Origin of the sequence: Pseudomonas sp. NPDC087598, from assembly GCF_044743525.1 — a bacterium.
Classification (GTDB): Bacteria; Pseudomonadota; Gammaproteobacteria; order Pseudomonadales; family Pseudomonadaceae; genus Aquipseudomonas.
On record NZ_JBIUWQ010000022.1, the window covers coordinates 27,146 to 39,862 of the forward strand.

Annotated in this window: 12 protein-coding genes; 10 read left to right on the plus strand and 2 right to left on the minus strand. The window is 57.1% G+C overall.

From position 1 onward, the window contains the following. Positions 1-5: 5 nt before the first annotated feature. The 8 genes from ACIOWE_RS14340 to ACIOWE_RS14375 all read left to right on the plus strand — a co-directional run bounded on the left by ACIOWE_RS14340 (position 6) and on the right by ACIOWE_RS14375 (position 7,447). Positions 6-731, plus strand: coding sequence for an alpha/beta hydrolase (locus ACIOWE_RS14340; protein ID WP_401392351.1), 726 nt, complete (start codon positions 6-8; stop codon positions 729-731). Further along, positions 728-1,225, plus strand: a complete 498-nt coding sequence (locus ACIOWE_RS14345) for a hypothetical protein (protein ID WP_401392354.1) — start codon at positions 728-730, stop codon at positions 1,223-1,225. The genes ACIOWE_RS14340 and ACIOWE_RS14345 overlap by 4 nt, the downstream gene beginning before the upstream one ends. A gap of 30 nt (positions 1,226-1,255) precedes the next feature. Next, positions 1,256-2,167 carry a hypothetical protein gene (locus tag ACIOWE_RS14350; protein WP_401392357.1) on the plus strand — a complete coding sequence of 304 codons (912 nt, stop codon included), beginning with the start codon at positions 1,256-1,258 and terminating at the stop codon, positions 2,165-2,167. A 107-nt stretch (positions 2,168-2,274) separates the two neighbouring features. Beyond that, the gene (locus ACIOWE_RS14355) at positions 2,275-3,264 is read left to right on the plus strand and encodes a 2-dehydro-3-deoxygalactonokinase (protein WP_401392360.1); all 990 of its coding nucleotides are present in this window, start codon (positions 2,275-2,277) and stop codon (positions 3,262-3,264) included. Positions 3,265-3,283: 19 nt separating this feature from the next. Further along, positions 3,284-3,904: a 2-dehydro-3-deoxy-6-phosphogalactonate aldolase gene (locus ACIOWE_RS14360; protein WP_201237267.1), complete on the plus strand. Its 621-nt coding sequence runs from the start codon at positions 3,284-3,286 to the stop codon at positions 3,902-3,904. A gap of 48 nt (positions 3,905-3,952) precedes the next feature. Next, entirely contained in the window at positions 3,953-5,101 is a 1,149-nt protein-coding gene (gene dgoD / locus ACIOWE_RS14365) for a galactonate dehydratase (RefSeq protein ID WP_008085519.1), read from the plus strand. Positions 5,102-5,272: 171 nt separating this feature from the next. Next, the gene (locus tag ACIOWE_RS14370) at positions 5,273-6,583 is read left to right on the plus strand and encodes an MFS transporter (protein ID WP_401392363.1); all 1,311 of its coding nucleotides are present in this window, start codon (positions 5,273-5,275) and stop codon (positions 6,581-6,583) included. A gap of 60 nt (positions 6,584-6,643) precedes the next feature. After that, on the plus strand, positions 6,644-7,447 hold the full coding sequence (locus ACIOWE_RS14375) for an IclR family transcriptional regulator (protein ID WP_401392366.1): 804 nt from the start codon (positions 6,644-6,646) through the stop codon (positions 7,445-7,447). Here ACIOWE_RS14375 and ACIOWE_RS14380 read toward each other — a convergent pair. Then, positions 7,444-8,496 (minus strand): NAD(P)-dependent alcohol dehydrogenase, encoded by a 1,053-nt coding sequence (locus tag ACIOWE_RS14380; protein WP_401392369.1) that lies wholly within the window; start codon positions 8,494-8,496, stop codon positions 7,444-7,446. The two genes, ACIOWE_RS14375 and ACIOWE_RS14380, sit on opposite strands and share 4 nt — an antisense overlap. Positions 8,497-8,687: 191 nt before the next feature. On the opposite strand from ACIOWE_RS14380, the gene ACIOWE_RS14385 reads away from it, so the two are divergent. Continuing rightward, complete coding sequence (locus ACIOWE_RS14385; protein WP_103306711.1) at positions 8,688-9,578, plus strand: AraC family transcriptional regulator; 891 nt, start codon at positions 8,688-8,690, stop codon at positions 9,576-9,578. Positions 9,579-9,758: 180 nt separating this feature from the next. Here the strand turns inward: ACIOWE_RS14385 and ACIOWE_RS14390 are convergent, their stop codons facing one another. After that, a complete protein-coding gene (locus ACIOWE_RS14390; RefSeq protein WP_401392372.1) occupies positions 9,759-11,423 on the minus strand; it encodes an electron transfer flavoprotein-ubiquinone oxidoreductase in 1,665 nt (554 codons plus the stop codon). A gap of 551 nt (positions 11,424-11,974) precedes the next feature. Between ACIOWE_RS14390 and ACIOWE_RS14395 the strand changes: the two genes are divergently transcribed. Continuing rightward, positions 11,975-12,717: electron transfer flavoprotein subunit beta/FixA family protein (locus ACIOWE_RS14395; protein WP_401392375.1), on the plus strand; the 743-nt coding region annotated here is incomplete at its 3' end.

A 12,717-nucleotide genomic window follows, 5' to 3' on the forward strand; every position in this document is an offset into this window, starting at 1 on the left:
TAAAAATGGGAGCGGAGAATGTAGCTGCGGATGAAGGCAAAAATAGCCTTGGGACACACGCACTGACTTGCCCAACGGACGAGTCCATTAAACAGTTCAAATACATGCGACGGGCTGTTGCTTTCTTTATCGGAGGAGCAGGTGATAAAGAAAGTTACTATGGTTTTGGGCCGGAGCATAATATAGATCATGCAAGGTTGCCTTTTGATAACTCGGTAAAATTGGCCGATTATGCAGCCGGCGTTAAGTCGCATTATCTTGGGTATAATGAGGTGATCGGTGAGCAGAATATACAGGCTAATGTGCTGAAGGAACTGTGCAAGAACGATGCTGTTTATATAGTTGGGCATAGCTTGGGTGGTTGGAATGGAGCTCATCTATCGGCGATTCTGAGCGGCATGGGATATGCCGTGAAAATGCTGGTAACGCTTGATCCTGTGGGGAAGGGGGCGCTGGTGGGAAGTCTCTCTAAGATTTATCCAGATACTCCTCAACCCAAAGCCGGCTTATGGGTAAATATCTTGGCCCAATCTTCAAAAAGGAATGTGTCCGATTTGGTTGCCGGTATGGGTGAGCAGTGGCGACTGCAGAGTGGCCCTAACGTCAATAGCATAATGGATGTAAATCACGATATGGCTGCAGTTATGTTTACTACTGTATTGGCTGATGGGAAGTCTGCTTTGCATTACATGATTAACTCGCTCAATAACTATTATCGGGGTGAGTTGTGAGTATTCTGAAGATCTGTGCTGTGACGTTGCTGGTGATGCTTGCGGGTTGTTCTTTTAAGCAGAATAAGCCCCCAGCTAATCTTCAGTTTTCCAAGATTGAAAGGGTGCGTAAAACAGTTTTGTATGATTTGTATTTTTCCTCGGATGTTAATATTCTTGGGCCTTATAAGTCTTTGGTTGGCGTTAGATTGATTTGCGCGTTGGGGGATGACCTGGATTTTTCAACCGGCCACAGAATGAAATGGTTTGTTAAGGGGTCGGTTTCACAAGATCGAACGGGCACGGATCTTGATTTTGTTTCGCGAATTACCTTTAACGAGTCCGATACCAATGGATCCAGCGAGAGCGATTTGAAGGCGGCGGAGCTAAAAAACCTTCTGAAAAGCAAAACTGAAATTCCATGCAGATTTCTGGCCAATGCAACAATGATGGATACCTATTATTCCAATGTTATGTATGTTCCGGTTGAAAGTATTATTCGAGCCGTGGAATAGGTGTTGGCTTTGAGTGGTGGGGATTTTTAATTGTTGTATATTCGAGTTTTTGGGGTGGTGATGTACAGGTTGCTGTTGGTTGCGTTGTTTGTGTTGTGTTCTTCATGTATGCAGTTGCATGTGCCAGCGCCACGGATTGAATTTACATCTATTGAATACAAAGGCGGATATTATAATTTTCGCTTCCGGTCTGACAGGGATTTGGTCAATTTATACAAGGCGCATGGTATTAATGAGCAGGTCGGCACTTGGTTGAAGTGCTCGCTGGATGGTGATGTTGATTTTTCCATACTTCACAAAATTCGTCTTTATGGTGATGGTGTCGTCAACGATGTTCGTATTGTGGAGGGTGATCGACGTTATGAGTTTGATGTATGGTTCAGGTTTGAAGAGGATGTCGATCAGGGTAGTAGTTCCAGAACAATCAGAAAGGAGGTGTTGTTGTCGTTGTTGGGCAAGCAAGACTATATTCCGTGTCAGGCGACAATAACGGCTACTTTTTATAATGCTTATTATTCGAAGGTTATGTATGTTCCCACCTCTCGGATCATTGCTGAGGTTGAAAAAGTAATCACTGCGCCGGAGTATGTAATATTGCCGTCCGAACTTCGGCCGCTGTCATGGCTGCAATTTGAGCAGATTTGCATTACGGAGAGACGCTACCACGCAGGAGACACCATCGTTCATGGAGGCGTATGCAGTGGCCTGCCTTACAGTGGGTTATTAAGTTCGTTCGCACCATTGAATGGCAAGTTTCGAATTGTCGATGCCCAGACGCGAAAGCCACAGCCGAACGTGCGCTACATCATCAAGCGCCCGGATGGAAGGGAAGAAGAAGGGCTGAGTGATGCTCAGGGCGATACACATGTCTTTGGTTCGAATTACCCCGAAAATTTCAAGCTTTTTCTGTTTGACGAAGGGGTGGAAGCCCTGACGATGTAGATTTGATTAATCCCAAAATATGGGATGTAAAATTACATATTGAGATTTCACCTTTGAGAGGTCTATAGTCCGTCGCACTCACTGCCAAAAACAAAACAGGTGAAGCGATGCAGGCGCAATTGATCGCGCTCGACTGGGGGACGACCTCCTTACGTGCTTACAAACTCGCGGCGGACGGTATGGTGCTGGAGCAGCGTGCGCTGTCGTCCGGGATCATGCAGTTACCGAAGACGCCGCGAGTCATCAACGGTCGCGAATGCACCGACGGTTTTGAACTGGCCTTCGATCAGGCTTGCGGCGACTGGCTCGATGCGCAGCCGGATCTGCCGGTGATCGCTTGCGGCATGGTCGGCAGTGCGCAGGGCTGGCGCGAAGCGGCGTACTGCGAAACGCCGGCAAACGTCGCCAATCTCGGAAACTCCCTACAAACCGTTATCAGTCTTCGCGGCACCCGCGTGTACATCGTGCCGGGCGTGATTCAGCGTTCGCGTTTGCCGAATGTGATGCGTGGCGAAGAAACCCAAGTCCTCGGCGTACTGCAAAATCTGCCGGTCGAGGCGGGCAGTGATCTATTGATTGGCCTGCCTGGCAGTCACTCGAAATGGGTGGAAGTGGTCGATGGCTGCATCACTCATTTCGATACGTTTATGACCGGTGAAGTATTCGCCGTGCTCAGCGAACACAGCATTCTTGGTCGAACCCAGCAGCAAGGCGCGGCGTTCGATGGTCAGGCGTTTGACCGTGGCGTGCAGATCGCGCTGTCGGCTGACGGCGAACTCGGTGTGCTGTCGACTTTGTTCAGTGCCCGAACACTGGGCCTGACCGGTGAACTCAGCTCGACCGCGCAAGCCGATTATCTGTCCGGTCTGATGATCGGCCATGAGCTGGCAGCGCTCGCTGCCGTGCAACGTCGCCGCCGCGACAACCCGAATCTTCCTTCGATTGTCCTCATAGGCAACGCGCAACTCTGTGCGCGCTACAGCCGTGCCCTCGACGCCTGCGGTTTTGCCAAAGTGACGCTGGCCGAGCAGGCCACCGAGCGTGGTCTGTGGCAATTGGCGCTGGCCGCCGGACTGATTGATTCCTCATCCCGTTAACCCTGACTGGAGGCCTGAAATGCTCAAGCAAGCACTGGCACAAAACGGTCTGATCGCGATCCTGCGTGGCCTGCATCCGCAGGAAGCCGCCGCTGTCGGAGAAGTCCTGTATGCGGCCGGATTTCGCGTTATCGAAGTACCGCTCAATTCCCCTTCGCCGTACGAAAGTATCCGCATCCTGCGCAAGACCTTGCCCGCCGATTGCCTGATCGGTGCCGGCACAGTGCTGACGCCAGAGCAGGTCGAGTTGGTGAAAGAGGCCGGCGGCCAAGTGATTGTCATGCCGCACAGCGATGCCAAGGTGTTGCGCGCAGCGAAAGCGGCGGGCCTGTACCTGTCGCCGGGCGTTGCCACGCCGACCGAAGCATTCGCGGCGCTGGAGGAGGGCGCGGACATTCTCAAACTGTTCCCGGCCGAGCAGATGGGCCCGGCGGTCGTCAAAGCCTGGCTCGCGGTATTGCCGTCCGGAACAGTGCTGGCGCCGGTCGGCGGGATCACACCGGACAACATGCAGGTGTTCATCGACGCTGGCGTGAAAGGTTTCGGTCTCGGCTCCGGACTATTCAAACCGGGCATGACGGTGGAGCAAGTGGCGGACAATGCCAAAGCCTATGTGGCCGCGTGGAAGGCTCTTCGTTAAGACTTTTTGGCGCTGCGTGCGCTGCATCCAAATAAGAGAGACAAGCAGATGAAAATCACCAAACTCACCACTTTCATCGTGCCGCCGCGCTGGTGCTTCCTCAAGGTCGAAACCGACGAGGGCGTGACCGGTTGGGGCGAGCCCGTGGTTGAAGGCCGCGCGCACACCGTTGCTGCTGCCGTGGAAGAATTGTCCGACTACCTGATCGGCAAAGACCCACGCAACATCGAGGACATCTGGACGGTGTTGTATCGCGGAGGCTTCTACCGGGGCGGCGCCATTCACATGAGTGCGCTGGCCGGTATTGACCAGGCGCTGTGGGACATCAAGGGCAAGGCTCTCGGTGTCTCGGTCAGTGATCTGCTCGGTGGTCAGGTGCGTGACAAGATCCGCGTGTATTCGTGGATTGGTGGCGACCGTCCTGCCGACACCGCGCGTGCGGCGAAAGAGGCGGTGAGCCGTGGTTTCACAGCGGTGAAAATGAACGGCACCGAAGAGCTGCAGTTCCTCGATACCTTCGAAAAAGTCGACCTCGCCCTGGCCAACGTTGCCGCTGTGCGTGATGCGGTCGGGCCTAACGTCGGCATCGGCGTCGACTTCCATGGTCGAGTGCACAAGCCAATGGCCAAAGTGCTGATGAAGGAACTCGACCCGTACAAACTGATGTTCATCGAAGAACCGGTGCTCAGTGAAAACTACGAAGCGTTGAAAGAGCTGGCGCCACTGACCAGCACACCGATTGCCCTCGGTGAGCGGCTGTTCTCGCGTTGGGACTTTAAACGCGTGTTGAGCGAAGGCTACGTCGACATCATCCAGCCGGACGCTTCCCACGCTGGCGGCATCACCGAAACCCGCAAGATCGCCAACATGGCCGAAGCCTACGACGTCGCCCTGGCGCTGCATTGCCCGCTTGGACCGATTGCGTTGGCGGCGTGTTTGCAACTGGACGCGGTTTGTTACAACGCGTTTATCCAAGAACAGAGTCTGGGCATCCATTACAACGAGAGCAACGATCTGCTCGACTACGTGAAGGACCCGCGCGTATTCGATTACGACAAAGGCTTCGTGAAGATCCCGAATGGCCCGGGGCTGGGCATCGAGATCAACGAGGAATACGTGATCGAGCGCGCGGCGGTCGGCCACCGCTGGCGCAACCCGATCTGGCGCCACGCCGATGGCAGCTTTGCCGAGTGGTGAGCCCCCTCTGATTCACCACAGTTCAAATGTAGGAGTGAGCCTGCTCGCGATTCGGTGTGACATCCAGCATTGATGTGACAGACAAGGCGCTATCGCGAGCAGGCTCACTCCTACAGGGATTTGTGCAAGGCCTCAGGCCGACCTCAATAAACATAAAAAGAGGCTCTCCCCATGCAACCGCAAACCCTCACCGGGCAGGCGTCTTTAGTCACGCCCAGCCGCAAGCGGTTTTTTATCATGGTGTTGCTGTTTATCACCGTGGTCATCAACTACCTCGACCGCAGCAACCTGTCGATTGCCGCACCGGCCCTGACCACTGAGCTGGGCATCGATCCGATCCATGTCGGCCTGATCTTCTCAGCGTTCGGCTGGACTTACGCCGCGATGCAGATTCCCGGCGGCTGGTTGGTCGATCGCGTGCCGCCGCGCATCCTTTATAGCGTCGCGCTGTTGCTGTGGTCGCTGGCCACGGTGATGCTCGGGTTCGCCGCCAGTTTCATCGCCTTGTTCGTGCTGCGCATGGCGGTCGGGGCGCTGGAAGCCCCGGCGTATCCGATCAACAGCCGCGTGGTGACGACGTGGTTCCCTGAGCGCGAACGCGCCACGGCCATCGGTTTCTACACCTCCGGGCAGTTCGTCGGCCTGGCGTTTCTCACGCCGGTACTGGCCTGGCTGCAACACGAATTCGGCTGGCACATGGTCTTCGTCGCCACCGGCGCTGTGGGCATCATTTGGGCGGCAATCTGGTACGCGGTGTATCGCGAGCCGCGCGATTTCAAAGGCGCCAACGAAGCCGAGATCGACCTGATCCGTGAAGGCGGTGGCCTGGTTGATATTCAGCAGGAAACGGCCAAAGTCAAAGCCAAATTCAGCTGGACCGATTTGGGCATCGTTCTGACCAAGCGCAAGTTGTGGGGCATCTATCTCGGCCAGTTCTGCCTGAACTCGACGCTGTGGTTTTTCCTGACGTGGTTCCCGACCTATCTGGTGAAGTATCGCGGCATGGACTTCATCAAGTCCGGCCTGCTAGCCTCGCTGCCGTTTCTCGCCGCGTTTGTCGGCGTGCTGTGTTCGGGGTTCTTCTCCGACTTTTTGATTCGTCGTGGCTACACCGTGGGTTTTGCGCGCAAGTTGCCGATCATTGGTGGTCTGCTGATTTCCACGTCGATCATCGGTGCCAACTTCGTCGAGTCGACGCCGCTGGTGATTGCCTTTCTCGCGCTGGCGTTTTTTGGTAACGGTCTTGCCTCGATCACCTGGTCGCTGGTCTCGACAGTGGCACCGGCACGTCTGCTCGGGTTGACGGGTGGGGTGTTCAATTTCATCGGCAACCTGTCGGCAATTGCCACGCCGATCGTGATTGGTTTCCTCGCCAGCGGTGATTCGTTCGCCCCGGCGATCACCTATATCGCGGTTCTTGCACTGATTGGCGCTTTGTCCTACGTGCTGTTGGTGGGCAAGGTCGAGCGTATCGAGTTGTAGTGCTCTGCGTCGGGCGACCATAATGCCGCCCGTTCCCTCGCTCAACGGTAAAGGCTGGATATGCAGGAAGACGCCCCGGAAAAAACCAAGGACGCCGCGCCCACCGGCACCCAGACGCTATTGCGCGGATTGGGTGTGGTGCAGGCAGTGGCGAGTGGCGCCCGTGATCTCAAAGAGATTGCCCGATTGATCGGCACCACGCGCAGCACCACCCATCGCCTGGCCAGTTGTCTGGTCGATGAGCGCTATCTGCGCGTGGTGCCGCAAGTCGGTTATCTGCTGGGACCGAAGCTGATCGAACTGGGTTTCCAGGCACGCGAAGAGTTGCCACTGGTGAGTCTGGCCGGGCCATATCTGGACGAGTTGTCGGCGTTGACCGGCGACACCGTTCATTTAGGTATTCGTGAAGGCGACGAAGTTCTGTATCTGCTGAAGAATCCAGGGCGCAACGGCCCGGAAATGCGCTCGCGGGTCGGCCATCGCATGCCGTTGGCACGGACCGGGATTGGCAAGGCGTTGATGCTCGATGATTCGCCGCAGGATTGGCAACGGCTGTACGACATCAGCCTGCCGGCGGGTGGGAAAAGTCAGTTCTGGCCGCAGCATCCCCAGCAGTCGTGGGAACAGCTTGAACAACGCATGACCGAGTACGTGGCGGGTGGTTACGCGTTCGACCTGGAGGACAACGAACCGTCGATCCGCTGCGTGGCGGCGCCGATCCGGGATGCGAGCAAGCGCATCGTGGCGGCGATCAGTATCGCCAGCACCGTGCCGTACATGCCGCTGGAAAAAATGGCCGAGCTGATTCCCCTGATCAAAGGGGTCACAGCCCGGCTCTCGGCGGAACTCGGTCTGAAGGTTTAAACCTTGAGCGTCGCCATGTCGATCACGAAACGGTACTTCACGTCACCGGCGATCATGCGGGCGTAAGCCTCGTTGATCTGGCGGATGTCGAGCATTTCGATGTCGCAGGTGATGTGGTGTTCGGCGCAGAAATCCAGCACTTCCTGGGTTTCGGCGATGCCGCCGATCAGCGAGCCGGCCAACACGCGACGGCCCAATACCAGGTTGGCGGCGTGTACGGGCGGATCAATCGGCTCGATCAGACCAACCAGAATATGCACGCCGTCGAAGCGCAGGGTTTCGAGGTACGGGTTGAGGTCGTGCTGCACCGGAATGGTGTCGAGCAGGAAATCAAAACGCCCGGCCGCGGCTTTCATCTGCTCGGCATCCGTCGATACGATCACATGATCGGCGCCCTGGCGGCGACCTTCTTCAGCCTTGCTCGCCGAACGGGTGAACAGCGTGACTTCGGCGCCCATGGCCTTGGCGAACTTGATGCCCATGTGGCCGAGGCCGCCCATGCCGAGAATCCCGACCTTGTCGCCGGCCTTGACGTCGTAGTGCTTGAGCGGCGAGTAGGTGGTGATGCCGGCACACAGAATCGGCGCAGCGCTGGCCAGGTCGAGTTTTTCCGGGATGCGCACGACGAAGTGCTCGCTGACGACGATGCTGTCGGAGTAACCGCCCATGGTGTTGCTGCCATCGACCCGGTCCGGCGTGGCGTAGGTCATGGTCGGGCCTTCGAGGCAGTATTGCTCAAGGTTCTGCTGGCAGGCATCGCAAGTGCGGCAAGAGTCGACCATGCAGCCAACACCGACCAGATCGCCTACCTTGTGTTGGGTGACATTCGCACCGATCGCGGTGACTTTTCCGACGATCTCATGGCCGGGCATCAACGGGTAAACGGCGATGCCCCATTCGTTGCGCGCCTGGTGGATGTCGGAGTGGCAGACGCCACAATACAAAATCTCGATGGCGACGTCGTCGGCGCGAGGACTGCGGCGTTCGAACTTCATCGGGGCGAGGGGAGTGGTGGCCGATTGGGCGGCATAGCCGATGGCGGTGTACATGAGGAACCTCGCAAAAGCAGTGACAAGTGAGGCGGCGCATTCTGGGCGCCGTCCGGCTGTCCGGCCATGACGATTCCTCCGGGTCTCATGCCTAATCCTCCGGCATGCGGGTTTGTCCGGTCGCATTGGCGAAAGGATCTGCGATGATGCTTTCGTGCCTTTTTCCGTGTCTTTTTCTGTGAAGTGTCTTGATGCAATTAACCCGTCACCTTGATGCCAATGCCACCCTGGTTTCGTTGATCGAACCACTGGCGCTACGCGATGGTTACAGCCAGACCGGGCTGCCCGGTGTGCAAGTGTTGCGCGCCAGTTGTGACGTCGCCCGTGGCCCGCACATTTATGAACCGAGCCTGATGATCATCGCCCAGGGCAGCAAACTGGCGTTTCTCGGCCCCCGGACCATGGAATATGGCGCGGGGCATTATCTGATTCAGGCGTTGCCGGTGCCGTTCGAGTGCGAGACGTTTGCTCTGCCGGACGCGCCGTTGCTCGGTGTGTCGGTGGCGATTGATCGCGTCTTGCTTGGCGAATTGGTGCTGGCGATGGGGCTGGCGCCGGGGCGGCATATTCCGGCGCAGACGCCGGAGTCGATGACTTCGGTGGTGCTCGACGATGACATGCGCGGGTGTGTCGAGCGCTTGCTGAGTTGTCTGCACGATCCGCTGGAGTGCCAGATTCTCGGGCCGGCGCGGGTGCGTGAATTGCTGTTTACGGCATTGCGCGGGCCGCAGGCCGATGTGTTGCGCGCGTTAGTCGAGCAGCAGGGGCAGTTTGCGCGGGTCGCCGCGTCGATCAGTCATTTGCATGCGCATTACACCGAGCCGTTGAACGTCGAGACCCTGGCCGGTTGCGCGAACATGAGCATTTCGACGTTTCATGAGCACTTCAAACGCAGCACATTGTTGTCGCCGGTGCAGTATCTGAAGCGTTTGCGGTTGCTCAAGGCGCAGACGTTGCTGGTGGCGGAGGGACTGGGTGTAGCGCAGGTGGCGCATCGGGTGGGGTATCAGAGTACGTCGCAGTTCAGTCGCGAATACAAACGCTACTTCGAGCGCAGCCCGGGCGATGAACGCGCCGCCTGAGGATTTACACAATCCTTGTGGGAGCTGGCTTGCCAGCGATGTGGCCGGCACATTCAACATGGATGTGCCTGATCCACCGCCATCGCTGGCAAGCCAGCTCCCACAGGTATGTGTGATGCACTGAATTGCGGGCAACAACAAGGCCCCCGATTCGGGAGCCTTGTTGTTCAGCGGGTCGACTTACATATTCGGATAAGTCGGGCCGCCGGCGCCTTCCGGCGTGACCCAGGTGATGTTCTGCGAAGGGTCCTTGATGTCACAGGTCTTGCAGTGCACGCAGTTCTGGGCGTTGATCTGGAAGCGTTTTTCGCCGTCTTCCTTGGTGATCACTTCGTATACGCCAGCCGGGCAGTAGCGCTGCGCCGGTTCGTCGTACAGCGGCAGGTTCTTGCTGATCGGGATGCTCGGGTCGGTCAGCTTGAGGTGGCAAGGCTGTTCTTCTTCGTGGTTGGTACCGGAGATGAACACCGAGCTGAGTTTGTCGAAGCTGAGTTTGCCGTCCGGTTTCGGGTAGTCGATCTTCTTGCAGTCGGCTGCGAGCTTCAGGCAAGCGTAATCCGGCTTGGTGTCGTGCAGGGTGAACGGCAGTTTGCCGCCGAAGATGTTCTGGTCGAGCCAGTTGAAACCGCCACCAACGATTGCGCCGAATTTGTGGATCGCCGGGCCGAAGTTGCGGCTGGCGAACAGTTCTTCGTAGAGCCAGCTCTTCTTGAACGCGTCGACGTAAGTGGTCAGTTCTTCGCTGCCATCCTTCTCGGCGAACAGCGCCTCAGCCACCGACTCAGCGGCGAGCATGCCGGACTTCATCGCGGTGTGGCTGCCTTTGATCTTGGCGAAGTTCAGGGTGCCGAGGTCGCAACCGATCAGCGCACCGCCCTTGAAGACCATTTTTGGCAGCGAGTTCAGGCCACCCTTGCAGATTGCGCGGGCGCCGTAGCTGATGCGCTTGCCGCCTTCCAGATACTGAGCCAGCACCGGGTGATGCTTGAGGCGCTGGAATTCGTCGAACGGCGACAGGTAAGTGTTGCTGTAGGACAGGTCAACGATCAGACCAACTACCACTTGGTTGTTTTCCAGGTGATAGAGGAACGAGCCGCCGGTGTTCTCGGTGCCCATGATGTCCAGCGGCCAACCGGCGGTGTGCACCACCAGGCCTGGCTGATGTTTGGCCGGGTCGATTTCCCAGATTTCTTTCAGGCCGATGCCGTAATGCTGGGCGTCGGCATCGCTGTCGAGGTTGAAGCGCTGGATCAGTTGCTTGCCGATGTGGCCACGGCAACCTTCGGCGAACAGCGTGTATTTGCCACGCAGTTCCATGCCCGGGGTGTACAGGCCTTCTTTCGGGTTGCCTTCACGGTCGACGCCCAGATCACCGGTGATGATCCCGCGCACGATGCCGCTTTCGTCGATCAACGCTTCCTGAGCGGCGAAGCCCGGGTAGATTTCCACACCGAGGTTCTCGGCCTGCTGGGCCAGCCAGCGGCACAGGTTACCGAGGGAAATAATGTAGTTGCCTTCGTTGTGCATGGTCTTGGGCACAAAGAAGTCAGGAATCTTCTGCGCGCTTTCGGCGTTTTTCAGCACGAAAATGTCGTCGCGGGTGACCGGGGTGTTCAGCGGGGCGCCGAGTTCTTTCCAGTCCGGGAACAACTCGTTCAGGGCACGAGGTTCGAATACAGCACCGGACAGGATGTGTGCGCCGACTTCGGAGCCTTTTTCGACCACGCAGACGCTGATTTCCTTACCGGCTTCGGCGGCCTTCTGCTTCAGACGGCAGGCGGCGGACAGGCCAGCGGGGCCGGCACCGACGATGACCACGTCGAATTCCATGTATTCGCGTTCCACAGGCTATCTCCTACTCAAGGCTCAACAGTTTTTTTTTCTAATTTGGAGGTTTGATGTCGCATCCGTTATGCCTTTACGTTAACGTCAAGGGGGATAAAGGAGAAGCCACCTTTCTCTCTAGGGGGCGCATTATATCTACACCACTCCGAGCGTCCAATACAAACGTTTGTTTGAATTGGCTCCAGCCCAGAGAAATCAAAGAAGCGCGGCTTATGAACGACCATTTTGCCGTATTGACCGGAATAGGCGTTCCGGTCAAGATACGGGCGGTTTTGCGCTCGTCGTAGGCAGACTGGCGGTTTCAAGAGCACCTCTAAAGACAGGGCACAGGCAGTAGAAGGTGATGCGCAGCGCAGGTCCGGCGCGCAGTTTACACAGCGTGAAGATCCATGACTTGTCGGTCACCACTGACGAACGGTCACAGCGCTTTGCAACGTGAATCACCCCGCACCCATGTCGGCGTTTTTAGAGGTGCCCTTTTAGCCTGATGAGCATCAACCGCCAGGTTCGCCTAGGCGACTTTCTTTTCACCGGAGAGTAACGAGGAATCCATGAAGGTTCTTGTAGCTGTCAAACGCGTTGTGGATTACAACGTCAAGGTTCGCGTCAAGGCGGACAATTCCGGCGTCGATCTCGCCAACGTCAAGATGTCGATGAACCCGTTCTGCGAAATCGCAGTGGAAGAAGCCGTACGCCTGAAAGAGAAGGGTGTTGCGACTGAAATCGTCGTCGTCTCCATCGGTCCGACCACCGCTCAGGAGCAGCTGCGTACCGCACTGGCTCTGGGTGCCGACCGTGCCATCCTCGTCGAATCCGCTGAAGATCTGACCTCGCTCGCCGTGGCCAAGCTGCTCAAGGCTGTGGTCGACAAGGAACAGCCTCAGTTGGTGATCCTCGGCAAGCAGGCCATCGACAGCGACAACAACCAGACCGGACAGATGCTCGCTGCACTGAGCGGCTACGGTCAGGGGACGTTCGCTTCGAAAGTCGAAGTCTCGGGCGACAGCGTTGCCGTGACTCGCGAAATCGACGGCGGCGCGCAGACCGTTTCGCTGAAACTGCCAGCGATCGTCACCACCGACCTGCGTTTGAACGAGCCGCGTTATGCGTCCCTGCCAAACATCATGAAAGCCAAGAAGAAGCCTCTCGAAGTGCTGACTCCGGACGCTTTGGGCGTTTCCACCGCCTCCACCAACAAGACCCTTAATGTCTATGCGCGGGCTGCACGCTGGGGGGTTATCAAGGTAAAGTGGGTGGCTGAAGTGGTCGATAAACTTAAAAACGAAGCGAAGGT

Coding starts and splice junctions, on each gene's coding strand:
- ACIOWE_RS14340 (WP_401392351.1), top strand. CDS start 6: ATGGGAGCGGAGAATGTAGCTGCGGATGAAGGCAAAAATAGCCTTGGG.
- ACIOWE_RS14355 (WP_401392360.1), top strand. CDS start 2,275: ATGCAGGCGCAATTGATCGCGCTCGACTGGGGGACGACCTCCTTACGT.
- ACIOWE_RS14360 (WP_201237267.1), top strand. CDS start 3,284: ATGCTCAAGCAAGCACTGGCACAAAACGGTCTGATCGCGATCCTGCGT.
- dgoD (WP_008085519.1), top strand. CDS start 3,953: ATGAAAATCACCAAACTCACCACTTTCATCGTGCCGCCGCGCTGGTGC.
- ACIOWE_RS14370 (WP_401392363.1), top strand. CDS start 5,273: ATGCAACCGCAAACCCTCACCGGGCAGGCGTCTTTAGTCACGCCCAGC.
- ACIOWE_RS14375 (WP_401392366.1), top strand. CDS start 6,644: ATGCAGGAAGACGCCCCGGAAAAAACCAAGGACGCCGCGCCCACCGGC.
- ACIOWE_RS14380 (WP_401392369.1), bottom strand. CDS start 8,496: ATGTACACCGCCATCGGCTATGCCGCCCAATCGGCCACCACTCCCCTC.
- ACIOWE_RS14385 (WP_103306711.1), top strand. CDS start 8,688: ATGCAATTAACCCGTCACCTTGATGCCAATGCCACCCTGGTTTCGTTG.